This window comes from Nesterenkonia sp. AN1, assembly GCF_000582475.1.
Lineage (GTDB): Bacteria > Actinomycetota > Actinomycetes > Actinomycetales > Micrococcaceae > Nesterenkonia > Nesterenkonia aurantiaca.
Window position 1 is genome coordinate 101,334 of the sequence record NZ_JEMO01000015.1, and the last position, 23,174, is coordinate 124,507.

A 23,174-nucleotide genomic window follows, 5' to 3' on the forward strand; every position below is an offset into this window, starting at 1 on the left:
CAGCGCCATGTCGAGAATCTCCTCCGCACCGCGAACCCTTGGGACGGCTCTGGGCTCGGCCGGCTCAGTGCTCATCGGACGTGCTGCGCGCGCCGTGACGAAGCTGCGCGGCGGTGGCGGATCGGCCTTCCCGGGACTGGTCGTCGAGAAGCTGGACCCGAATTTCCTCGCCCGAACGCTGCACCGGCTCCCGCGCGGAGTCATCGTCGTCTCCGGGACCAACGGAAAGACCACAACCACCAAGATGGTGGTGGAGCTGCTCCAGGGACAGGGCCTGAGGGTCTTCACCAACCGCAGCGGGTCCAACTTCACCCGCGGCGTCGTCGCCTCCATCCTCGAAGATGTCAGGCTCACCGGCACCCTCGACGCCGACATCGCGGTGCTCGAGCTCGACGAGGCCCACGCAGTGCACTTCGTGAAGGCGGTCCGCCCGAACCACAGCCTGCTGCTCAACGTCATGCGCGATCAGCTGGATCGCTTCGGGGAGATCGACACCACCGCCGGGATGCTGCGCACCATTGCCCAACACACGGTCGAGGCGGTGGTGCTCAACCGTGAAGACCCCCGGGTTCGGGCCATCGCCGAGACCCTGGACACCCAGCGGGTCGACTACTTCGGTCTCAGCGAATCCCTGCGCGTCCACTTCCCCAGCGATGACGACTTCCACTCCGGGCCCGCCGACGCGGCGGATCACCCTCATGCCGATGTGGTCCTGGAGGAGCTCACCGAGGGTGGCGGCAGGTTCACCATTGACGGCGAGTCGGTGAGCACGTCATTGACCGTCAACGGCGCCTACAACACCTTCAACGCGGCGGCCGCGCTGGCGGTGGTCCGCCAGGCCCTGGGTGAGACCGTGGACCCCCGGGCCCTGATCGAGTCACTCTCGAAGGTCTCCCCCGCCTTCGGGCGAGGTGAGAGCCTCACCGTGCAGGGTCGTCCCCTGGACCTGGTGCTGGTGAAGAACCCCTCCGGCTTCCGGCTAGGCCTGAGCTCCTTCTCGGCCGAGGGCGTCGCCACGATGATCGCCATCAACGACAACTATGCCGACGGCCGGGACATGAGCTGGCTCTGGGACGTGGAGTTCGCCTCGCTCGCCGAGCAGGGCGTGCGGATGGTCTCCGGAGTTCGTGCCTACGACATGGCACTGCGGCTGAAGTACGACGACGTCGACTTCGACGCGGTGGAGCCTGACCTCTCGCTCGCGCTCACCCGCTTCCTGGATGAGAATCCCGACAGGCCGGCTCGGATCTTCTGCACCTACACCGCCATGCTCGCGCTGCGAAAGCGGCTGGGCGCCTATACCGAAGTGGAGGCCTTCTGATGGCTGAGCCCAAGCCGATCCACGTGCTCCAGCTCTATCCCCGGGATATGAACATCTACGGGGACTTCGGCAATGCGCTGGTGCTCCAGCGGCGCCTGCAGTGGCGCGGCTATGAGCCGATCCTGCACAGCTACGACCCGGAGGATGAGTTCCCGGAGCAGGTCGACCTCGTCATCGGCGGCGGCGGCCAGGACAGCGGCCAGGACAAGATCCAGCAGGACCTGCTGCGGATCGGGGACAGGCTGCACACGCTGGCGCAGAGCGGCACGCCCATGCTGATGATCTGCGGGCTCTATCAGCTCTTCGGGCATTCCTTCCGCACCCGCGAGGGCCGGGAGATCAAGGGAGTGGGCATCCTCGATCTGAGGACCGAGGGCACCGATACCCGGCTGATCGGCAATGTGGTCGCCGAGTCCACGGAGTTCGGCGAGATCCTGGGCTACGAGAACCACTCCGGCCAGACCTACCTCGGCCCAGGGGTCCAGCCGCTGGCCCGGGTCACCAAGGGCGAGGGGAACAACGCCAAGGACTCCTACGAGGGCGCGCGCTTCAAGAACATCGTGGGCAGCTACCTGCACGGCTCGCTGCTCCCGAAGAACCCCGCGATCGCGGACTTCCTGATCGCCACCGCGGTGCAGAACCGCTACGCCGAGGCGATCCAGCCACAGATCGACCCGGCCGGATCTGCCCAGCCGATCGATGAGCTGACCCGAAAGGCCCGGACGACGGCGACCCGCCGACCCCGCTAGGTCGGCAGCTTCGCCGGGCCCTGACCTGGGTCGCGCCAGCCGTCCGGCGGAGGTCAGGAACGGTCGCGGGGCCTACTTCCAGCGCATCGTCATGAAGAAGCCGACCATCGTGATGCCGAAGCCGATGATGACGTTCCAGCCGCCGGCCGCCTGCACCGGGGCCGCGCCCTGGGTGATGTACCAGACGATGAGCCAGAGCAGACCCAGGATCATCAGCCCGATCATGGTCGCCCGGTACCACATGGGCAGGGACTCATCCTCGAGGTCGAGGTCCTTGACGTTCTTGGGATCGGCGTCGTTCAGCGGAGACTTCTTCGTCTCCGTCTTGTCGCGCGTCCGGCGGTTCTTGCGGTGCTTGGACTCAGCCACGTCGGTTCGGTCCCCTCTGGATCTGGCGTGGATCCCGGTTCGGTATCCTGGTGTCACGGCCGTGCATATCTGAGGTCCCGGCCGTGGTCTGCGTGCCATTCTACCGTTTGCGTGTGATGCTCGCCCCACCCAGCTTTCGGAGGATTCATGTCGGGACACCGCGGCCGGGGCATCGGCGCCCGGATCCTCGGCGTCACCGGGGAGCTGCTGATCACCTTGGGCGTGCTCGGACTGCTCTTCGTGGTCTGGGAGATCTGGTGGACCGGACTCGACGCGAACCGTGAGGCCCAGGCCATCGAGAGCGAGTTCCACACCCGGATCGAACAGCTGGACACCGACCCTGCGCAGCAGCAACGTGCGGAGTCGCCGCAGAACTGTCAGCAGCTTCCCGACGGGGAGTATGCGGCATGTCCCGAGAACATGGCGGCCGTGGAGTCCGGCGCGATGGCCGTGATCTATGCGCCCGCGATCGGTGCCGACTGGTCAGCGCCGGTGCGCTCCGGCGTCGATGACGAGACGCTGAACACCGGCGGACTGGGACACTACCCGGACACCCAGCTGCCCGGTGAGGCAGGAAACTTCGCGGTGGCCGGACATCGGCTCACCTATGGTGACGTGCTGCGCGATCAGGACCGCCTCACCCCCGGGGATGAGATCTACGTCGAGTCGCCCGACGGCTACTACACCTATGAGGTCTATGAGACCCATGTGGTGCTGCCCCAGGACTCCGAGGTGATCCTGCCGGTCCCCGGCGAGCTCGAGGCCGAGGCTGACCGATCGCTGCTGACCCTGACCACCTGTCACCCGCTCTTCTCCAACCGCGAGCGGCTGATCACCCACGCCGAGCTGGTGGACTTCGCCCCCCGCACGGCCGAGGCTCCGGCCGCGCTGCGCCAGGGAGGGCCCTGAGATGTACGCCTGGCTCTTCCGCGCGCTCCCGGGCCCCCTGCTGGTCCAGATCCTGCTCGCCCTGGCCATCGTGGCCGGTATCGTGTTTCTCCTGATGCAGTTCGTCTTCCCGTGGCTGAGCCAGTACAGCCCGCTCAATGACTCCACGCTTGAATCGCTGACCTTCCCGGCACTGGGCCGGGTCGAAGGGACCCCCGCATGAGTGACACCCCCGCCCGCATCCTCGTCATCGACAACTACGACAGCTTCGTCTACACCCTGGTCGGTTACCTGCGCGAGCTCGGCGCCGAGGCCACCGTGATCCGCAATGACGATCTCTCCGTGGAGGCCGCGAAGCAGCTCGCGACCGAGCACGACGGCGTGTTGATCTCCCCCGGCCCCGGCACCCCCGGGGAGGCCGGGGTCTCCGTGGAGCTGATCCGATGGTGCGCGGAGGCCCAGGAACCGATGCTCGGGGTCTGCCTGGGACATCAGGGCCTGGGTGAGGCCTTCGGTGCGACGGTCACCCATGCCGAGCAGCTGATGCACGGCAAGACCTCCCCGGTCACCCATACCGGGCACGTCTCCTTCGCCGGGCTGCCGGAGACCTTCGTGGCGACCCGCTACCATTCCCTGACCGTGGCACCCGAGACCATACCGGCGGTGCTGGAGGTGACCGCGCGCACCGAGGACGGAGTCATCATGGGGCTGGCGCATCGCACGGCGCCGCTGTGGGGTATGCAGTATCACCCGGAGTCGGTGCTCACCGAGGGCGGCTACCGGATGCTGGGCAACTGGCTCGAGAGCATGGGGCAGACGGGAGCGGCGGAGAAGGCTGCGACGCTGAACCCGATCCGCTGACGCCACCGGACACACGCTGAGACCACCGCACACACAGAAGCGGACCTGGCATGATCGCCAGGTCCGCTTCTGCGTAGCTACGTTCTCAGTCGAGGCTCAGCTCAGGTGGCCGGCTTCGGTGAGGGAACGTTCTTGCCCTTGGCCTCGTCAGCGTTCTGCGCGTTGACGTTGGTGACTCCCGAGGGACCGGCCTTGGACTCCGGCGCACCGGAGCTCTTGGGGGCGTCGGGATTCGCCTTCGGCGCAGCGGCCGGAGTCCCTGCGACGGTGCTCGGCGCAGCCGAACCGCCCTGGGTCGCCGGCTTCGGAGCCGAGGCAGCAGGCTTCGGAGCCGAGGCAGCAGGCTTGGGGGCCGAGGTCACCGGCTTCGGAGCTGCCGTGGAGGAGGCGGCTGGCCGGGTGACCGGCGCAGGCTTCTTCCACGGGTCCTCCACCGGCTGGCTGGCGCGCCATGCGGCCACCCCTGCGGTCACCGCCGCGGCCACCAGTCCGAAGACCAGCAGACCCTTCTTGCGGCTGTTCGAACGCTGGGGCTTCTTCAGCGTCTTGGCAGCATCCTTGGCGTAGCGCTCGGAGCTCTTGCGCAGCTTCTTGACGATCTTCTTGTCACCGGTGGCCTTGATCAGCGCCTTCTCAACGCGGGGATCAAGCTCGGCGCGGTGGATCAGCTTCGCGGTCTTGTCCGCATAGCCGCCCAGCTTCGCCGAGGTGGCCGGGACGTACTCCGAGGTGAACTGCGTCTTGGCGGTGTCGTACTTCGCCAGGATCTTGGAGACCTCTGCCTTGGCCTGCGGAGGAAGCTTCTCGTACTGAGACGAGATGCCGCCGCCGGCGACCGAGGAGTATGCCTTGATCTTCTTGCCTGCCACCGAGGCGCTGTCATTGACCGCGGTCAATGCGCGGCCCGAGGCATCGTGCACCTTAGGGGCGCCCTTGCGGTAGGTGTCTTCGGCCCAGTCTGCCGCCGCACCCAGTTTCGGGGCGGTCCAATCGCGTGCGGACTCGACCCCCGCGAGCACCAGGTGCTCCCAGCTGTGGTTGCGCTTCTTCTTCTTGCCGAACATGCATGTCCTCCGAACTCGGATCGGTTGCTGGCTTCAGCTTACGTGGTCTCTGCGTGAGCTGCTATGGCCCTGCCGATCCCTTCATCATCCCTGCACCTGGCACTCCGCGCCACCAAGAGTGAGAGAATGGGATTCATGAGTGCTATCGCAACACATCAGGCAACTATCCGTACTTCCCAGGGCGAGATCCTCGTCGAGCTCTTCGGGAACCACGCTCCCAAGACCGTGGACAACTTCGTCGGGCTCGCCACCGGTGAGCGCGAGTGGACCCACCCGGAGTCCGGCGAGAAGATGGTCGACACCCCGCTCTACAGCGGCACCGTGTTCCATCGGATCATCTCCGACTTCATGATCCAGGGCGGGGATCCCCTGGGCCTCGGCGTCGGTGGTCCCGGCTACAAGTTCGGCGACGAGATCCACCCGGAGCTGGACTTCACCTCCGCCTACAAGCTGGCGATGGCGAACGCCGGTCCCGGCACCAACGGGTCCCAGTTCTTCATCACCTCCGTGGCCACCAACTGGCTGCAGGGCAAGCACACCATCTTCGGCGAGGTCTCCGATCTGGCCTCGCAGAAGATCGTGGATGCCCTGAACACGGTTCCCACCGATAACCGGGACCGCCCGAAGGAAGATGTCGTCATCGAGAAGATCGACATCAAGAAGCTCTGAGGATCTAGCACGATCGACGCAACATTCTGCACGAAGCACCCGGACAGGCCGGCCACCGTGGCGTGTCAACGCTGCGAGAGGCTGGCCTGTTCGGGGTGCCTGCGGGAGGCCCCGGTCGGGTTTCAATGCGTGGACTGCCTGAGCCGAGCTCAGGACGAGTTCCAACGACGTCGGCCCCCCGCGCGCTCCCAGTTCGGCGCCGTGCTGCGCCCGGACCGGCGCCCGATGGTCACCTTCACGCTCATCGGGCTGTGTGTCCTGCTCTTCGCTCTGCAGCTGCTCAGCGGCACGCTCACCGGGGCGAACCCCGATCCGGTCACCGGGGCCCTCTGGTACGCCCCGGTGCAGACCTCCGCCTGGTTCTTCGAGCCCTGGCGGATGCTCACCTCCGCACTGGTGCATTCTCCGACCAATGCGATGCATCTGCTCTTCAACATGTTCGCCCTCTGGTTCATCGGCCGTGCCATCGAACCGGCGCTCGGAGTGCTGCGCTACATCGCGCTGCTGACCCTCTCCGCTCTCGGCGGCTCGGTCGCGGTGCTCTTCCTGACCCCCGCCTGGACCCCCACACTCGGCGCCTCCGGGGCGGTGTTCGGACTGTTCGGGGCGCTGTTCATCCTGATGCGCGCCACCGGCTCGCAGACCGGCGGGATCCTCACCCTGATCGGAATCAACGTGGTGATCAGCTTCGTGATCCCCGGCATCTCCTGGCAGGGACACTTCGGTGGACTCGTGGTGGGCACGCTGTGCGCCCTGGTCATCTCGAAGACCCCGACCCGAACCTCCGGTGACCGGGGCCAGGATGCGCGCCGAGCAGCCCGCTGGCAGAGCATCGGACTGCTCGGCATCGCCGGGGTCCTGGTGCTGCTCACCGGGCTGGGCATGAATCTGGTCAATCCCTATTCATGAACCCCGGATGCACCCCGCCCACGGTCCACGCATGAACCACGCGTGGACCATCCGGCGTGATGGTCCCCAGGCTGTGCAGGACTAATCCACAGTTTTGTGCACAATGCACAGATTCCTGTGGATATCCCTCTGACCTGGGGAATCACAGCTGTGTAACTTATGCACACTGTGGATAACCTCTGTGGATAACTATAGATCTGGGCCATTCTGGGAGATACGAGGACGCCGGACCCACAGGCTGTGAGTCCGGCGTCGTCCTGCTGCTCCAGCAGCCCCGGAGCGGGGCGCCTGAGGCGGTCGGGCTAGCGTCGAGCGGAGCTGCCCTGCTGGCGGGATTCGGCAGCGGCCTCTGATTCGCTCCACTGCTCCTCCATCGTGGGCCACATCCGCTTGAGGATGTCGTTCCAGGTGATGGCTCCGGCCAGAGCACCGTCGGAATAGACCACCGCGAGCTGTTCGCCAGCCGCCCGCATGGTCTGGAACGCGTCGTAGACCGAGGCACCGGTGGAGACGACCAGCGCAGGTCGAGCCAGGTCGCTCACCGGGTGCTCCGGCCCGACCGTGAGGGTGTCCCGCACGTGGACCACCAGCGGGTTCGCCCCGGTCTCGGGGATGACCAGGATGCGCAGGTGCCCGGTGCGCTGGGCCGCGGCCTGGACATCGGCCGCGGTGGCCGTGACCGGTACCGTCGTGGTCTCCTGCCGGGTGCGTCCTGCGATGACATCGTCCACGGTGAGCGTCTCCAGGTCGATGACCCGGGAGATCTGGGTGGCCGAAGCCTCGTCCAGCGTGCCGGTCCTGGTGGAGTGTTCCACCAGGTGTCGGATCGTGTCGGAGTCGTAGCCACCTGCTGCTGCTCGGTCCACCGGTGTGATGCCGCTGGCCGCGACGAGACGGTTGGCGATCCCGTTGATCCAGAGCAGGAGCGGACGGAAGCCCCAGAGGACCACCTGGGCCGGGAGTGCGATGAGCTTCGCAGCCCGTTCCGGGTGCGCGATGGCCCAGGACTTCGGGGCCATCTCACCGACCACCAGATGCAGGAAGGTCATCAGGAACAGCGCCAGGGCGAAGGCGAGCACGTCCGCGGCCCACAGCGGCATGTTCCAGGACTCGAAGATCGGGGTCAGCGCGTAGTCCACGGCTGGCTTGCTCACCGCACCAAGCGCGAAGGTGCATGCGGTGATGCCGAGCTGGGCTCCGGCGAGCATCACAGTGAGCTCGTTGAGCCCGCGCAGCGCGGCCCTGGCCGAACGGCTGTGCTCGGCCTCTTCCTCCAGCCGGTGCCGGCGGGCGGCGAGCAGCGCGAACTCCAGAATCACGAAGAAGGCAGAGATGGCGATGATCGCAATGGTCGCCACGGTGGGGATCAGCCAGTCGCTCATCGTTCCTCCTCGAAATGTTCGGTCAGGCGCAGGTGCACCGACTCGGGAACGTGGCGGTCCACGCTGAGCACCGTGATGTCGACCCAGCGCTGTGGGGGCGAGGATTCGCCGTAGTCGGCGGGATCGGCCGGCAGGTTGATGCGGACCTCCTGGCCCTGGGTGAGCAGAGCGCCCTCCTGGGACATCAGAAGCCCCGAGAGCGTCTCGTAATCGCCTTCTGGGAAGTCCTGGCCGATGACGCGCTCCACCTCATCGAGGTGCAGATCACCGTCGATGCGCCAGTGGTTCTCCCCGACATTCTCGATGCCGGCGGGCTCCTCGTCGTCGTGCTCGTCGGTGATCTCGCCGAGGATCTCCTCGGCCAGGTCCTCCATGGTGACCACACCGGTGAAGCCGCCGTACTCGTCGATGACGCAGGCCAGCTTGGCATTGGCGTCGCGCAGCGTGCGCACGGCCTCGGGCAGCGGCATCAGCGTCGGAACGATCACCGGGGCGCGCATGATCTCGGTGGCAGGGGCTGCATCGGTGAACTTTGTGCCGAGCAGGTCCACCAGGTGCACGACGCCGACCGGTTCGTCATGGGTGTCGACCACCGGGTAGCGGGTGTGCTCCTGCGCCATGAGGGTGCGGATCTCACCCAGCGTGGTGTCCGGATGGATCAGACCGGTGCGTGATCGGGGGATCATGGCATGCTCGACATCGTGATCCGGGAAGTCCAGGATGCGGTCGAGGGTCAGATACATCTCCTCGGCGAGGTCCCCGCTCTCATGCGAGCTGGTCACGATGTGTTCGAGGTCCTTCGCCGTGGCGCTGGACTCCACGTCGTGCACCGGTTCGATGCGCAGCAGCTTCAGCAGCGCGTTCGCCGAGACGTCGAAGATCCAGATCAGCCAGCCGAATGCGGCGAGGTAGAACTTCGTGGAGCGTGCCAGGCCCAGCGACAGCGGGGTCGGATTGGCGATGGCGTAGTTCTTGGGGAAGAGCTCGCCGAAGATCATCTGCACGATGGTGGAGGCTGCCAGCGCGATGATGGTGCCCACCGTGATGCCGAGCGCGGCCGGGACGCCGACGCCGCCGAGCAGGGCACCCAGACTCTCTCCCACCAGGGGTTCGGCGACATAGCCGACGAGCAGGCCGGTGACCGTGATGCCCAGCTGTGCTCCGGAGAGCATGAAGGAGGTGCGTCCGGTGACGTCGAGCGCGCGTTTTGCGGATTTATTGCCATCCGCCGCCAGTGCCCGCAGCTTATTGCGGTCCACGGACATGTAGGCGAACTCTTGGGCCACGAAGTAGCCGTTGGCGGCAATGATCACCAGGATTGCCAGGATGCCCAGCAGAAGGAGCAGGATCTCGATCACCGGGTCACCACCCGGGTGTGTCCACGTCGATCAGCTGGCCCTGCATTCGCAGCACCCGCGGGACGATATCGTCGGCGGCGTGCTGCGCTTGGTAACTCGTACACCTGTGTCAGGCACCTCTTCAGTCTCTCGATTGATCTGTTAGCTCGAGACTATAGCGCACCCGAGCCCCGGAGCTAGATCGCATACGGCGGATGCCAGCATGGATGCGCGCCGATCCCTGAAATTGGCCGTGACACGAAGAAGCTCCCCGCACCTGAGGTGCGGGGAGCTTCTCGATCTATCCTCTGGTGGAGGCAAGGGGACTCGAACCCCTAACCCCCTGCTTGCAAAGCAGGTGCGCTACCAATTGCGCCATGCCCCCAAAGGTGTTCCTCAGGCTATCAGAGCGAATCTGTGGCCTGAGACCAGATCTGCCGGGTGTCCTCGGAGCGTCGCCATTGGCGATAGCCGAGGATTCCCGCCACAGAGAGAGCCATAAAGACGAGACGTTTCATGTTTCCCTCCTTGGAGTCCGGGGTGGGCGTAGGAGGACTTGAACCTCCGACCTCATCGTTATCAGCGATGCGCTCTAACCGCCTGAGCTATACGCCCGGACACCTTGTTTCTGATGCGTCACCCCCCGCGAGGGCGACCACTACACATTACCCTGCTCTCAGCGACCGGACCAAATCGCGGGCCCGAGAGCGCTCAGTCGTCGGTGAGCGTGACCCCGACGCCGCCCACCAGGGAGGCGGAGAGGTTGTACAGCACTGCTGCGAGCATCGAGAGCACGGTCAGCAGCACCACGTTGACCACCGCGATGATCGTGGCGAAGGCCGCGACCTGGGTGATGGTCACGAGCTCTTCAACCCGGAAGGATCCTCCGCCCCCTTCGGTGCCGAGGATCTGGCCCAGCAGATCGTTGACCCGGTTGAAGATCCCCGAGACGTCCATGACGGTCCACAGCGTGACCGCCGCGACCACGGTCATGATGCCACCGAGAGCAGGAAGCTCATCTTCAACACCGACCAGGGGTCGACCTTGGAGATCAGCAGCCGCGCTTTGCGGACCTTCGCCTTCGGCGTGGGCCGCACGAGCCCGGGCTGGGGACGAGTCCCGGTGGGACGCTGTCCCTGAGCCGGACGACCTGCCGGTGCGCTGGGGCGTGCCCCAGTGGGCCGGGGCTTGGCGCCGCCGGCCTGGGCACGCGGCCGGGGCGCGGGGAACCGTGTGGCCGGGCGCGCCGCGGAGGAGCCCGTCTGGCTCCCCGAATTACCTGCGCCGTTGCTTGCGCTCACTGAAGTCCTCCATCAGGCATCATCTCGGTCCGATTCATCCCGGTCCGCTTCATCAAGGACCAACGCTACTGCATCCTCGGTCTCGGAGCGCTCAGCTTCGCCGGCGACGGTCGCTGGTGTCCCGGCTTCGGAACCGGTGGTCTCACCGGCAGTCTCGGCTGCGGTGAGCTCTCCGACACCCTTCGCGGCCTCCGCGGCCGCACTGTCCTCGGCCGCAGCGTCCTCGCCGGTGGCGGCCAGGGCCACCCCGGAGTTCCGGGCCACCTTGAGGATGCGATCCTTCTTGCGCGGCTTCGCGAAGATCACACCCATCGTGTCGCGGCCCTTGGAGGGCACGCCCGAGACGGGAGATCGGACCACATTGCCAGATTCCATGACGACCAGGACCTCGTCGTCGTCCTCGACCACCATGGCTCCGACCAGATCACCGCGATCCTCGACCAGCTTGCCCACCTTGATGCCCAGACCGCCGCGGCCCTGCACCCGGTACTCGCTGACCTCGGACCGCTTGGCGTAGCCGGCCTCGGTGACCACGAACACATAGGAGTTCTCCGTGACCACGTCTGCGGCGAGCAGCTCATCCTCCTCGCGGAACTTCATGCCGGTGACCCCGGAGGTGGCGCGCCCCATGGGGCGCAGCGCCTCATCGGTGGCGGTGAAGCGCAGTGACTGGCCCTTGCGGGAGACCAACATCAGATCGTCGGTGGCGGAGATCAGCTTGGAGGAGACCAGCTCGTCGTCCTCACGCAGGTTGATCGCGATCACGCCTGCCTGACGGGGAGTGTCATAGTCCGTGAGCACCGTCTTCTTCACCAGGCCACGCTTGGTGGCCAGCACCAGGTAGGGGGCATCCTCATAGGTGCGCAGCGGCAGCACGCCTGCGATGTATTCATCAGGCTGGAAGGCCACGATGTTGGCCACGTGCTGACCCTTGGAGTCCCGGCCGGACTCGATCAGGTCGTAGCACTTGGTGCGGTAGACCCGGCCGAGGTTGGTGAAGAACAGGATCCAGTGGTGGGTGGTGGTGACGAAGAAGTGCTCGACGATGTCATCGGTGCGCAGCTGTGCCCCGCGGACCCCTCGACCACCACGGTGCTGAGCGCGGTAGCTGTCGATCTTGGTCCGCTTCACGTAGCCGTCACGGGTGATCGAGACCACCACATCTTCCTGGGGGATCAGATCCTCCATGGACATGTCACCGTCGTAGCCGAGCTGGATGTGGGTCCGACGGTCGTCGCCGTGCTTGTCCACGATGGTGTCCAACTCGGAGCTGATGATCCGGCGCTGACGATCTTCTGAGGCCAGGATGTCCAGGAAGTCCTCGATCATCTTCATCAGCTCGTCGTACTCGTCCTGCAGCCGCTGACGCTCCAGGGCGGCAAGCTTGCGCAGCTGCATGTCCAGGATGGCCTGGGCCTGATCGTCGTCGATCTCCAGCAGCGACTTCAAGTTCTGCCGGGCCTCCTCGACGGTGGAGGATGCGCGGATCGTAGCGATCACGCGGTCCAGGTCGTCCAGGGCCTTGAGCAGGCCGATCTTGATGTGGGCCTCGCGCTGGGCCTTGTCGAGTCGGAACTGGGTGCGCCGGACGATCACGTCGATCTGGTGGGTGACCCAGTGGTGCACGAAGGCGTCCAGGCTCAGCGTGCGCGGCACGCCGTCGACCAGGGCCAGCATGTTCGCGGAGAAGTTCTCCTGCAGCTGGGTGTGCTTGTACAGGTTGTTCAGCACCACCTTGGCCACGGCGTCGCGCTTGAGCACGACGACGAGGCGCTGGCCGGTGCGTCCGGAGGATTCGTCGCGCAGGTCTGCGATCCCGGAGACCTTGCCGTCCTTGACCAGCAGCGCGATCTTCCGCGCCAGGTTGTCGGGGTTCGCGTGATAGGGCAGCTCGGTGACCACCAGGCAGGTGCGTCCCTGCAGCTCCTCCACGCTGACCACCGCACGCATCGTGATCGATCCACGGCCGGTGCGGTAGGCGTCCTCGATCCCGCGGGTCCCCAGGATCTGCGCGCCGGTGGGGAAGTCGGGGCCCTTGATCCGCTGCAGCAGCGCCTCGAGCAGCTCTTCACGGCTGGCCTGCGGGTTCTGCAGGTACCACTTCACGCCGTCGGCGACCTCGCGCAGGTTGTGCGGCGGGATGTTGGTGGCCATGCCCACAGCGATGCCGGAGGAGCCGTTGACCAACAGGTTGGGGAACCTTGAGGGCAGCACGACGGGTTCCTGCTGCTTGCCGTCGTAGTTGTCCTGGAAGTCGACGGTGTTCTCGTTGATGTCCCGGACCATCTCCATGGCCAGCTGAGCCATCTTGGTCTCGGTGTAACGCGGGGCCGCGGGGCCGTCGTCGCCGGGGTTGCCGAAGTTGCCCTGGCCGGTGGCCAACGGGTAGCGCATGACCCAGTCCTGGATCAGCCGGGACAGGGCGTCGTAGATCGCCGAGTCACCATGCGGATGATAGTTGCCCATGACGTCGCCGACCACGCGGGCGCACTTGTTGAACGAGCGGTCCGGGCGGTAGCCGCCGTCGTACATGGCGTAGAGCACCCGGCGGTGCACCGGCTTGAGCCCGTCGCGCACATCGGGCAGCGCGCGGCCCACGATCACGGCCATCGCGTAGTCCAGGTAGGACCGCTTCATCTCGGTCTGCAGGTCGATCTGGCGGATCCGGTCGGTGGTCACGACGTCGTCGACGACGACGCCCTCCACGGCCTCGGCGGGTCCGCCCTGCGGGTCCTGGGGTTCTTCGGTGTTGTCACTCACGTGTGGTGTTCTCCCTTAGGCAAAGATCGGCGTCGTCTCGCGGCTGCGCCCTTCACGGGCTGGCAGCGGCTCAGATGTCGAGGAAGCGGACGTCCTTGGCGTTCTGCTGGATGAACCCGCGGCGGGACTCGACGTCTTCACCCATGAGGATGGAGAACACCTCGTCAGCGGCAGCGGCGTCCTCCATGGAGACCTGGAGCAGCGTGCGATGGTCTGGATCCATGGTGGTCTCCCACAGCTCCGAGTAGTCCATCTCACCGAGACCCTTATAGCGCTGAATCCCGAGCTCCTTGGGCAGCTTGCGCCCCTTGGCCCGGCCTTCAGAGAGCGCCACGTCCCGCTCGGCGTCGGTGTAGACGTAGTCCTGCGGGCCGGTCTGCCACTTGATCTTGTACAGCGGCGGCTGGGCCAGGAACACGTTGCCGTGCTCGATCAGCGGGCGCATATAGCGGAAGAGCAGGGTCAACATCAGCGTGGTGATGTGCTGACCGTCCACGTCGGCATCGGCCATGAGCACGATCTTGTGGTAGCGCAGCTTGGCCTGGTCGAAGTCCTCGCCGATGCCGGTGCCGAACGCGGTGATCATCGACTGGACCTCCTGGTTGCCCAGCGCCCGGTCCAGCCGGGCCCGCTCCACGTTGAGGATCTTTCCGCGCAGCGGCAGGATCGCCTGGGTGCGCGGGTCACGGCCGCGCTTGGCCGAACCACCGGCGGAGTCACCCTCGACCAGGTAGATCTCCGATTCCGAGGGGTCCTTGGAGGAGCAGTCGGCGAGCTTGCCGGGCATGCCCATGGTCTCCAGCGGGGACTTCCGGCGGGCGTTCTCACGGGCCTTGCGCGCCGCCACCCGGGCATGGGCGGCGGACTGGGCCTTGCGCACGATGTCTCGGGCCGGGCCGGGGTTGCGCTCCAGCCAGTCTCCGAGGTACTCGTTGACGACCTTCTGCACGAAGCCGCGGGCCTCGGTGTTGCCCAGCTTGGTCTTGGTCTGACCCTCGAACTGCGGCTCGCGCAGCTTGATCGAGATGACCGCGGTGAGGCCTTCGCGGATGTCCTCGCCGGTGAGGTTGTCATCCTTTTCGCGCAGGATCTGCTTATCCCTGGAATACCGGTTGATCAGCGTGGTCATCGCCGCGCGGAAGCCCTCTTCGTGCGTGCCGCCCTCATGGGTGTTGATCGTGTTGGCGTAGGTGTGCACCGACTCTGAATAGGACAGCGTCCACTGCATGGCGAGCTCAGCGGCCATGCCGCGCTCGGTGTCCTCGGCCTCGAAGGCGATGACGTCGTCGTGGACCACCTCGGCCCGCTTGGTGGCGTTGAGATGATTGACGTAGTCAAGCAGTCCTGCGTCGTACTGGTAGACGACGACGCGGCCGTTGGGGGTCTCGATGATGCCGTCGCTGCCGCCGCCCGCCTCGGTGGGCTCCAGCTCGGCTGGGGTGTCCTCGTGGTGTTCCTCGAGGATCTCGTCGTGGACCACCTCGTTGCCGGGGATCTTGCGCTCGTCGCGCAGGGTGATGCGCAGACCCTTGTTCAGGAAGGCCATCTGCTGGAACCTGGCGCGCAGCGTCTCGAAGTCGAACTCGATGCTCTCGAAGATCTCTGGGTCCGGGAAGAAGACCATCGTGGTGCCGGTCTCATCGGTCTCCCCGCCCTGAGACAGCGGCTGGGTGGTCTCGCCACCGTTGCCGAAGCCGATGCTCCACTCGTGGCCCTGCCGACGCACGGTGGTGCGCACCTTCCGGGAGAGGGCATTGACCACGGAGATCCCGACCCCGTGCAGGCCGCCGGAGACCGCGTAGCCACTGCCGCCGAACTTGCCGCCGGCGTGCAGAACGGTCATCACGACCTCGACCGTGGGCTTGCCCTCGGTGGGGTGCATGTCCACCGGAATGCCGCGACCGTCGTCTTCGACCCGGACGCCGCCGTCGTCCTGCATCGTGATCTGGATGTGCGAGCAGTAGCCGGCCAGCGCCTCATCGACCGAGTTGTCGACCACTTCGTAGACCAGGTGGTGCAGACCGCGCTCACCGGTGGAACCGATGTACATTCCGGGACGCTTTCGGACTGCTTCCAGGCCCTCCAGGACGGTGATGTCCGAGGCGCCGTAGTTGCCCTGATGCTGCTTGTTCTCGTTAGCCGAGGTCACGGGCTATGCCGTCTCCTTGAGTTGCCGGGAAGGTCGAGGATGCTGACCTTGTCATGACACAGACCAGCCCGAGTGGTGGATACGCTCGGGCCGTCCTCCCAGTCTACCGCGCCAGGGACGCAAAATCTCATTCCTAGAGCGCCGTGGGCGCACAGACTCTGCGATCAGCGGCCGAGGAACACCCCTGGAACCAACTCGGGGATGCCCGGGTGAGGTTGGGTTCCACTGTGAGGGCCCGAGCGCGGCATATCGCAGCCTGGCGTTTCAGCCGTAGGTGTCCCGGGGACCCCGCCCGCGGACCGAATACCGGCCCTTCTTCCAGCTGGGGGCCGCCGGACCCCGGATCGAGAGTCCGGTGACGATCCCCGGACCGAGCTGAGTGTTGAACACGTCCATGAGCTGCGGCTGCATGAGCTTGAGGTTCGTGGCCCAGGCGGTGGAGTCGCAGAGGACCTCCACCACCCCGTTCTCGAACTTCTCGGGTCTGCAGTGCGCAGCGATCGCGGAGCCGACGAGCTGTTCCCAGCGCGCTATCACCGAGCCCACGGCCACCGGGGAGCTCCACCCGCGGGTCTTGATCAGCCCGCCGACCACGCCGCCCAGCAGATTGGGGTCCCGCCGGTCGGCCCCGGACTTCGAGCCGCCGCTGCTCCTGGCCTGGGCCGGGGAGTCCTTGGAGGCGCTGCGCGGATCACCGGCCAGTGAGGAGCCGCGCGGGAGCCCACGCATCCGATGCTCGCCGCGGCCGCGTGCGGCGGCGCGCATCCGAGCCAGCAGGATCTTGGCGGCATCCTCATGGTCCTGGATCTGGTCGTCAATCGCGTTCATGGAGGGTCACCTGGCTGATCTGGTCCACCGACTCCACGCGCAGCGCGCTGCGCATGAGGCTGGCGGGGACGTCGTCGTCCACCGCCGCGGTCACGATGAGCTGCTCGGCCTCCCCGGCGAGCTCGGCAAGCCGACGACGCCGGCGGGCATCGAGCTCGGCGAACACGTCATCGAGGATCAGCACCGGCTGGGAACCTTCGCTGGTATCGTCGTCGATCATCACGCGATAGGCGGCCAGCCTCAGGGCCAGGGCGAAGGACCAGGTCTCGCCGTGGGAGGCGAAGCCCTTCACCGGCACCTCATCCAAGGTGAAGGCGATATCGTCGCGGTGCGGACCTACCAGGGTGATCGCTCGCTGCCGTTCTTCGCGCCGGGCACCGGCCAGCCCGGAGAGCATCAGCTCGGCCAGCTCCTGGCGAGAGGCGGACTCCAGCACCGAGGCATCGGCCGAGGGATCCACCGACCCGGCCCGGCTCGAGCTCCCACTCTCGGGCTCAGCCTCGGCGTCCAGCGGGGGTTCAGCCTCGGCGTCTCCACGCTCGTCGAGCTGCGCATCCTGGGGCCGGGAATCCTGGTCCGGTCCCGTTTCGACCTCGAGAGAGCTGAGGTACCGCAGCCGCGCCGTGCGGATGCTGCCCGAGAGCTGCTCATAGGCGGTGGCCGTATGGGGTCGAAGCGCGGTGAGCATCTCCAGTCGGGCCTTGAGCAGATGCGATCCCGCCTCAGCCAGCTGGTGGTCCCACACCGCCAGCGTGGACTCATGGGTGGCGGTGAACGACTCATGGCGCAGCGACTTGAGCAGGGCGTTGCGCTGCTTGAGCACCTTCTCGTAGTCCAGGCGCACCCTGCCCAGCGCCGGACGCAGCTGCACCGCGAGGTCATCCAGCAGCCGGCGCCGCACCGTGGGAGAACCCTTGATCAGGTCCAGATCCTCAGGTGCGAAGAGCACGGTGCGCAGGATTCCCAGCACGTCGGTGGCCCGCACCGGGTTGCCGCGGTTGATCCTGGCCCGGTTGCTGCGTCCCGGATTGATCTCGACCTCGAGCCGAGCCTGCCGAGATCCCCGGTGCGCCTCGGCGCGGATGAAGGCCTGCTTCTGTCCGTGTCGGACCAGGGGCCCGTCCTGGCTCACCCGGTGCGAGCTCAAGGTGGAGAGGTAGCCGATGGCCTCGGCGATGTTGGTCTTGCCCACCCCGTTGAAGCCCAGCAGCACATTGGGGCCAGGCTGCAGCTCCAGCTGCGCCTGGGCGTAGCTGCGAAAATCCGTGAGCGTGAGCTGTGAGAGCCGCATGGTCTCCTAGGCTGCCAGCCGCTACGGGTTGATCAGGCGCACCGGCATCAGCAGATACCGGAAGTCGATCGCCTTCTCACCCTCGGCCTCGGCCTGTCCGGTGATCATGGCCGGCTTGGGCGCCGAGACGAAGGAGAACCGCAGGAAGTCAGTGTCGATGACGTTGAGTCCCTCGTTGAGGTAGGCCGGGTTGAATCCGACGGTGATCGCTTCACCGGTCAGGGTCGCGGGGATGACCTCCGAGGCGGAGGCCGCGTCGTCGACCCCGGCGTCCAGGATGACCTCGTCGTCCTGGGTGAACTGCAGCCGGACATGACCGTTGCGTTCCGAGACCAGGGAGACGCGGCGCGCGGCCTCGATGAACTCAGCCGTGTTCACCACCGCGTGGATCGGAGTCTCTTCCGGGAAGAGCTGACGGATCTTCGGGTAATCCCCGTCCACCAGCACCGAGGTGGTGCGGCGTCCCCCGGAGGAGAAGCCGACAAGCTCGGCCGTCTCGGAGAGCGCGATCTGCAGCGAGCCGGCTCCGGCCAGGGACTTCGCCACGTCATTGAGCGTTTTGGCCTTGATCAGCACCGAGGTGGAGATGTCCGGGTCAGCGGGAGACCAGTTGATCTCGCGCATCGCCAGTCGATAGCGGTCAGTGGCGAGGAAGGTGATGGTGTCTCCCTCGATCTCGACCTTGACGCCGGTGAGGATCGGCAGCGTGTCGTCCTTCGATGCGGCCGTGATCACTTGGGAGACCGCCCGGGCGAAGACGGCGCCGTCCACGGTTCCGGCGAGTTCTGGCATGCCTGGAAGTTCCGGGTACTCATCCACCGGCATGGTCGAGAGCGTGAACTTCGAGGAGCGGCAGGTCAGTTGAACGCGAGAGTCCTGCAGGTGAACCGTGACCGGGGCGTTGGGCAGGGACTTCACGATGTCGTTGAGTAGCCGTCCCGAGACCAGGATCGTGCCCTCCTGCTTGACCTCAGCCTCGATGTGCAGCTGCGCCGAGATCTCGTGGTCGAAGCTGGAGATCGTGACGGTCTGATCTGCCGCAGTGATGTGCAGTCCGGCCAGGACAGGAGCGGGCGGTCGGGGGGACAGCGACCGGGCAGCCCATGAGACTGCTTCGGAAAGAACGTCCCGCTCAACAGTGAACTCCACTGATCCCTGCCCTTCTTGTGGCTCTCGGACAGCTCCGCGATGAATGTCAAGCATCTGGTGGCTGTGTCGAGTGTCGAGCTTACCTGCAAGAGCGAGTCAGAAGCCAGCAAAGAAGTTAGCGACCACCATATGAGCCGCAGCATTGTTCAGGAGCCACAAGATCTGGGATCAGGGCAGCTTCTGAGGCGTCGCAGCGAGGGAGGAACTGGAGGGAGTCTCCGGCCTCGGGGCGTTGTTCTTGATCGTTGGTCCTTCCTCGTTGGGACCGGCCAGGTGATTGTTCTTTGTCATATAAGGGGTTAAGGGTCAGAAGTGTTAACAGGTGCTGTGGAATCTGTGGATAACCCACTCGATCTCTGGGTCTGCCTGATATTTCCTGTGCACTCCGTGGTGGACCGACACCGCTTGGGCTGTGCATCACCAGGGGAGATTCTTCGGCGTGCAGATTGCCCGCTCCCCAACGCTGGCGTGGTTATCCACAGAAATCGAGGGTTCTGCACCGGTGGATGCACCGATTTATCCACAGCTGTTAACAAGAATCGGGAAAACTCCACCGCTGCTTGTGGATATGTGGGAAAACCTGTGGAGATCGCCGCTGTCAACCGCGCTGAATCCCAACCGGGAGAGGAAATGACAACGGTGTGAGTTGTGGAGCAGGAGTCTCTCCACAGGTGTCAGCCATGGGCTTGACTTAACTGCGGCCGATCTGCCGCAGGTCAGCGTTGCTGTTTGATCTTGTTCGTCAGTTCCGTGACCTGGTTGAACACGGCCCGCCGCTCCGCCATCAGCTCTCGGATCTTGCGTTCGGCATACATCACAGTGGTGTGATCGCGTCCGCCCAAGGCCTGCCCGATCTTCGGAAGTGACATCTCCGTGAGCTCGCGCAGCAGATACATGGCGATCTGGCGTGCCGTCACCAAGGTGCGGTTGCGCGACTTCGAGGTCAGCTCCTCGACCGTGAAGTTGTAGTAGTCCGCGGTGGCGTTGATGATCTGCTCGGAGGTGATCTCCTGGGCATGGTCATCGGAGATCAGATCCCGCATCACCTGTTCGGCCAGCGAGAGGTCCACCGCCTGCTTGTTGAGCGCAGCGTAGGCGGTGACCCGGATCAGCGCGCCTTCGAGCTCGCGGATGTTGGTGGAGATCTTGGAACCGATGTACTCCAAGACGTCGTCCGGGCAGGAGAAGTTCTCCGCGGTGGCCTTCTTGCGCAGGATCGCGATGCGCGTCTCCAGCTCAGGCGGCTGGATGTCGGTGATCAGGCCCCATTCGAACCGCGACCGGAGCCGCTCTTCGAACCCGGAGAGCTGTTTCGGCGGCAGATCAGAGGTGATGACGACCTGCTTGTTGTTGTTGTAGAGGGTGTTGAAGGTATGGAAGAACTCCTCCACTGTGCGTTCCTTGTCCGCGAGGAACTGGATGTCGTCGAGCAGCAGGATGTCGACATTGCGATAGAGATGCTTGAAGCTGGCGCCCTCGTCGTCGCGAATGGAGTTGATGAAGTCGTTCGTGAACTCCTCCGAGTTCACGTAGCGCACGCGGATGCCGGAATAGAGCCGCTGCGCGTAGTGCCCGATGGCATGGAGCAGGTGAGTCTTGCCCAGACCGGAGTCGCCATAGATGAACAGCGGGTTGTACGCCTTCGCAGGAGCCTCCGCCACGGCGTTCGCGGCGGCATGGGCGAACCTGTTCGAGGAACCGATGACGAAGGTGTCGAACGTGTAGCGCGGGTTCAACCGGGAGGTCTCATAGGACTCACCACCGCCGCTGGCGGTGAAGGACTCCGAGGGAGCCGGACGGCTGGGAGGGCGGCGCTCGACCATGCGTGGGTCCCGCTGCGCCGGCTCGGGCCGTTCGTACTGTGAATAATCGGTGGGTGCGAAGCTGGGCTGCCCGAACTCGTCACGCTCGCGACCCGAACCGATGCCCCGGCGTTGAGGGGACCGCTCGTCCCGGGCATATGGATTGGTCTCGGCCACCGGGCCCCGGCGCGGAGGCTCGACCACGGTCTCGCTGGGGTAGAGGTCATCCACCGCCGTGGAGGAGGCCGATGCGGCTGAGGGCGCCGAGGGCGCCGAGTGTTCGCTGGCTTTCTCCCGCTGGCGCTGGGACATCCCGAGGTCAACCACGTAGGCGCAGAGCACCTCCCTGCCGAACACCGCGCGCAGCGCCTCGCTGAGCTGCACGGCCAGAGTCGCCTGCATCAGTTCCCGCACCCGCTCATGGGGCACCGCCACTGTCAGCAGCAGCGTCTCACCGAGGAGCTGCTCCCCTTGGGGCACGGCGCGTCCCACATCGGTCAGGTTCAGCGCCCCGATGCCATGGTTCTCCCGGAGCTCTGCGAGCACCTGCTGCCACTGGCGCGGCACATCGATCTCTGACTCAGCAGGCACGCTGCTCCCCTCATGTACATCGGCGAAATTCTGCCCATAGTATTCCACAGCTTCTGTGGACAGCCCTGTGGAACAACTCGGTTCTTCCGCGTCATGGCAGGTCAGCCGCTGTTGATGACACGGCGCCGCCATCCTGTGAATCCCAGGAGGATCCCGGCCGTGCCGATGCCGCTGAGCCAGAGCACCGGACTCCATCGGACGGCCTCGACCGGGTATTGCGCGAGGTGCCCGAACACATTGAGCTCGGAGAAGACCGTCGGCAGATCCAGGAGCGGACCGAAGTTCGTCATCACTGCCGCATAGCCGAGCAGCAGCCACCCCAGCAGTCCGGCGAACCGCGGCACCCAGCCGTAGGCGGCGAGAGTGAGTCCCACTACGGCCAGGACAGCAGGTCCCTGATGCAGACTGGCCCACAGGATGTCGTTGAAGTATGCGGAGGGATCGTCCTGGAGCACGGCCACCGCCGCAGCGGCGGTGGCCAGCCCGGTGAACGAGAGCATGATGCCGAGTCCACCGAGGAGCACGGTGAGGTGCGCGCCCAGCCAGCGGGTGCGGCTCAGCGGAGCGCTGAGCAGCAGCTCGGCCCGCCCATGCTTCTCCTCGCCGCGCAGCTGTTGGATGCCGCCGACTCCCGCGGCCGCGACGAAGAGCGCCAGGAACATCGCCATATAGGCCAGGTATCCCAGCAGCACCGTCTCTCCGGCGAAGAAGCTGCGGAACTCTTCGGGGAGGCTCGCGGCGGTATCGACCATCGATTGGGCGTAGCTGCCGAAGAGCGCGCCGCAGAGGATGACGGCAGCGCCCCAGCCGCGCAGGCCTCCGCGCAGGGTGTGAGTCGCCACGCCGAGCGGGGTGGTCAGCCGGGGGCGTGCCTGCGCCCGCCCCAGCCGAGAAGGGAGCAGTCCGGCCCCGAGGTCACGCCGGGTGCTCAGCCCGAAGGCCCCGAGCACCGCCGCCGCGGCCAGTGCCAGGCAGAGCAGCAGGGGCCACCAGCGGTCCTCGACATAGGGCGCGGTCTGCTGGGACCAGCCGAGCGGGGAGAACCAGGAGAGCGCAGTGCCCTGAACGGCGGCCATGTCCCCGACCATCCGGATCAGATATGCGAGTCCCAGCAGTGCACCGGTCAACCCAGAGGCCGCGCGGGAGGTCTCGGTCAGCTGGGCGGCGAGGGCCGCCACGGTGGCGAAGAGCAGTCCGATGGCGGCCCCGGATCCTGCCACCAGCAGCGATCCCTCCTGCGCGAACCCGCCCGAGAGCGCACCGAGCAGCACCAGCATCGCAGCCGCTGCATTGGCCAGCAGCACCAGAAGCAGCGCAGCGGTGAGCGTGGCGTGCCGACCCAGCACGTCGGCGCGCAGAAGTTCGGCCCTGCCGGAGGCTTCTTCGGCACGCGTATGCCGGACCACGGTGAAGATGCTCATCAGGGCGGTGAGGATGTAGATGAACAGCACATACCCCGCCGCGTAGAAGCGTTCGAAGGTGGGCGACTCCATGCCATAGGCCGGACCTGTCATCAGGCGGCCCACCGGATCCGCGAAGAGCCCCGCCATCTGGGCCAGCTCCGCCTCGTCGGTGACCAGCGCCTGCACGGCGTTGGCCACATAGAAGCTCATCAGCCCGATGCCCAGCACCCAGAGGCTCAGCCGCACCCGGTCCTGGCGCAGCATGAATCGCAACAGGACTCCGGTGCCGGCCATGCCTGTCCGGGCTGAGTCGGTGGTGTCGGTCTTGTTGAGGGACCGGTTCTGCATGGT

At 66.0% G+C, this 23,174-nt stretch carries 19 protein-coding genes, 2 tRNA genes and 1 pseudogene; 7 read left to right on the forward strand and 15 right to left on the reverse strand.

From position 1 onward, the window contains the following. The first annotated feature begins 7 nt into the window (after positions 1-7). Positions 8-1,321 (forward strand): Mur ligase family protein, encoded by a 1,314-nt coding sequence (locus BG28_RS08465; protein ID WP_051501203.1) that lies wholly within the window; start codon positions 8-10, stop codon positions 1,319-1,321. Beyond that, positions 1,321-2,070 (forward strand): type 1 glutamine amidotransferase, encoded by a 750-nt coding sequence (locus BG28_RS08470; RefSeq protein ID WP_084479583.1) that lies wholly within the window; start codon positions 1,321-1,323, stop codon positions 2,068-2,070. Before BG28_RS08465 ends, BG28_RS08470 begins: the two co-directional genes overlap by 1 nt. 72 nt (positions 2,071-2,142) lie before the next feature. On the opposite strand, the gene BG28_RS14965 is transcribed toward BG28_RS08470, so the two are convergent. Continuing rightward, on the reverse strand, positions 2,143-2,439 hold the full coding sequence (locus tag BG28_RS14965; RefSeq protein ID WP_036475715.1) for a cell division protein CrgA: 297 nt from the start codon (positions 2,437-2,439) through the stop codon (positions 2,143-2,145). Between the two features lie 147 nt (positions 2,440-2,586). Between BG28_RS14965 and BG28_RS08480 the strand changes: the two genes are divergently transcribed. The 3 genes from BG28_RS08480 to BG28_RS08490 are packed head-to-tail and all read left to right on the forward strand — an operon-like array spanning position 2,587 to position 4,188. Continuing rightward, positions 2,587-3,348, forward strand: a complete 762-nt coding sequence (locus BG28_RS08480) for a class E sortase (RefSeq protein ID WP_036475717.1) — start codon at positions 2,587-2,589, stop codon at positions 3,346-3,348. Position 3,349: 1 nt separating this feature from the next. After that, positions 3,350-3,550 carry a hypothetical protein gene (locus BG28_RS08485; RefSeq protein WP_036475719.1) on the forward strand — a complete coding sequence of 67 codons (201 nt, stop codon included), beginning with the start codon at positions 3,350-3,352 and terminating at the stop codon, positions 3,548-3,550. Further along, a complete protein-coding gene (locus BG28_RS08490; RefSeq protein WP_036475721.1) occupies positions 3,547-4,188 on the forward strand; it encodes an aminodeoxychorismate/anthranilate synthase component II in 642 nt (213 codons plus the stop codon). The genes BG28_RS08485 and BG28_RS08490 overlap by 4 nt, the downstream gene beginning before the upstream one ends. Before the next feature lie 101 nt (positions 4,189-4,289). Here the strand turns inward: BG28_RS08490 and BG28_RS08495 are convergent, their stop codons facing one another. Beyond that, positions 4,290-5,252, reverse strand: coding sequence for a hypothetical protein (locus BG28_RS08495; protein WP_036475722.1), 963 nt, complete (start codon positions 5,250-5,252; stop codon positions 4,290-4,292). 135 nt (positions 5,253-5,387) lie between these two features. Between BG28_RS08495 and BG28_RS08500 the strand changes: the two genes are divergently transcribed. Continuing rightward, the gene (locus tag BG28_RS08500) at positions 5,388-5,921 is read left to right on the forward strand and encodes a peptidylprolyl isomerase (protein WP_036475885.1); all 534 of its coding nucleotides are present in this window, start codon (positions 5,388-5,390) and stop codon (positions 5,919-5,921) included. A 129-nt stretch (positions 5,922-6,050) separates the two neighbouring features. After that, the gene (locus tag BG28_RS08505) at positions 6,051-6,830 is read left to right on the forward strand and encodes a rhomboid family intramembrane serine protease (protein ID WP_235181042.1); all 780 of its coding nucleotides are present in this window, start codon (positions 6,051-6,053) and stop codon (positions 6,828-6,830) included. Positions 6,831-7,132: 302 nt separating this feature from the next. Here the strand turns inward: BG28_RS08505 and BG28_RS08510 are convergent, their stop codons facing one another. The 13 genes and pseudogenes from BG28_RS08510 to BG28_RS08565 form a co-directional block, all read right to left on the reverse strand. Beyond that, entirely contained in the window at positions 7,133-8,212 is a 1,080-nt protein-coding gene (locus tag BG28_RS08510) for a CNNM domain-containing protein (protein WP_036475724.1), read from the reverse strand. Further along, positions 8,209-9,570 carry a hemolysin family protein gene (locus BG28_RS08515; RefSeq protein ID WP_036475725.1) on the reverse strand — a complete coding sequence of 454 codons (1,362 nt, stop codon included), beginning with the start codon at positions 9,568-9,570 and terminating at the stop codon, positions 8,209-8,211. The genes BG28_RS08510 and BG28_RS08515 overlap by 4 nt, the downstream gene beginning before the upstream one ends. A gap of 288 nt (positions 9,571-9,858) precedes the next feature. Further along, positions 9,859-9,934, reverse strand: a tRNA-Ala gene (locus BG28_RS08520). 19 nt (positions 9,935-9,953) lie between these two features. Then, positions 9,954-10,067, reverse strand: a complete 114-nt coding sequence (locus tag BG28_RS16255) for a DLW-39 family protein (RefSeq protein WP_235181043.1) — start codon at positions 10,065-10,067, stop codon at positions 9,954-9,956. A gap of 23 nt (positions 10,068-10,090) precedes the next feature. Continuing rightward, positions 10,091-10,164, reverse strand: a tRNA-Ile gene (locus BG28_RS08525). Between the two features lie 96 nt (positions 10,165-10,260). After that, positions 10,261-10,850 (reverse strand): annotated as a pseudogene (locus BG28_RS08530) (DUF3566 domain-containing protein). A 12-nt stretch (positions 10,851-10,862) separates the two neighbouring features. After that, entirely contained in the window at positions 10,863-13,610 is a 2,748-nt protein-coding gene (gene gyrA, locus BG28_RS08535) for a DNA gyrase subunit A (RefSeq protein ID WP_051501204.1), read from the reverse strand. Between the two features lie 70 nt (positions 13,611-13,680). Further along, a complete protein-coding gene (gene gyrB / locus BG28_RS08540) occupies positions 13,681-15,759 on the reverse strand; it encodes a DNA topoisomerase (ATP-hydrolyzing) subunit B (RefSeq protein WP_051501205.1) in 2,079 nt (692 codons plus the stop codon). Positions 15,760-16,023: 264 nt separating this feature from the next. Beyond that, a complete protein-coding gene (locus BG28_RS08545) occupies positions 16,024-16,587 on the reverse strand; it encodes a DUF721 domain-containing protein (RefSeq protein WP_036475727.1) in 564 nt (187 codons plus the stop codon). After that, the gene (gene recF / locus BG28_RS08550) at positions 16,574-17,878 is read right to left on the reverse strand and encodes a DNA replication/repair protein RecF (RefSeq protein ID WP_036475728.1); all 1,305 of its coding nucleotides are present in this window, start codon (positions 17,876-17,878) and stop codon (positions 16,574-16,576) included. Before recF ends, BG28_RS08545 begins: the two co-directional genes overlap by 14 nt. A gap of 21 nt (positions 17,879-17,899) precedes the next feature. Continuing rightward, complete coding sequence (dnaN, locus tag BG28_RS08555) at positions 17,900-19,027, reverse strand: DNA polymerase III subunit beta (protein WP_036475729.1); 1,128 nt, start codon at positions 19,025-19,027, stop codon at positions 17,900-17,902. 716 nt (positions 19,028-19,743) lie between these two features. Further along, the gene (gene dnaA, locus BG28_RS08560; protein ID WP_369797216.1) at positions 19,744-21,321 is read right to left on the reverse strand and encodes a chromosomal replication initiator protein DnaA; all 1,578 of its coding nucleotides are present in this window, start codon (positions 21,319-21,321) and stop codon (positions 19,744-19,746) included. Positions 21,322-21,521: 200 nt separating this feature from the next. After that, positions 21,522-23,171 carry an ABC transporter permease gene (locus BG28_RS08565; RefSeq protein WP_051501206.1) on the reverse strand — a complete coding sequence of 550 codons (1,650 nt, stop codon included), beginning with the start codon at positions 23,169-23,171 and terminating at the stop codon, positions 21,522-21,524. Positions 23,172-23,174: the final 3 nt, after the last annotated feature.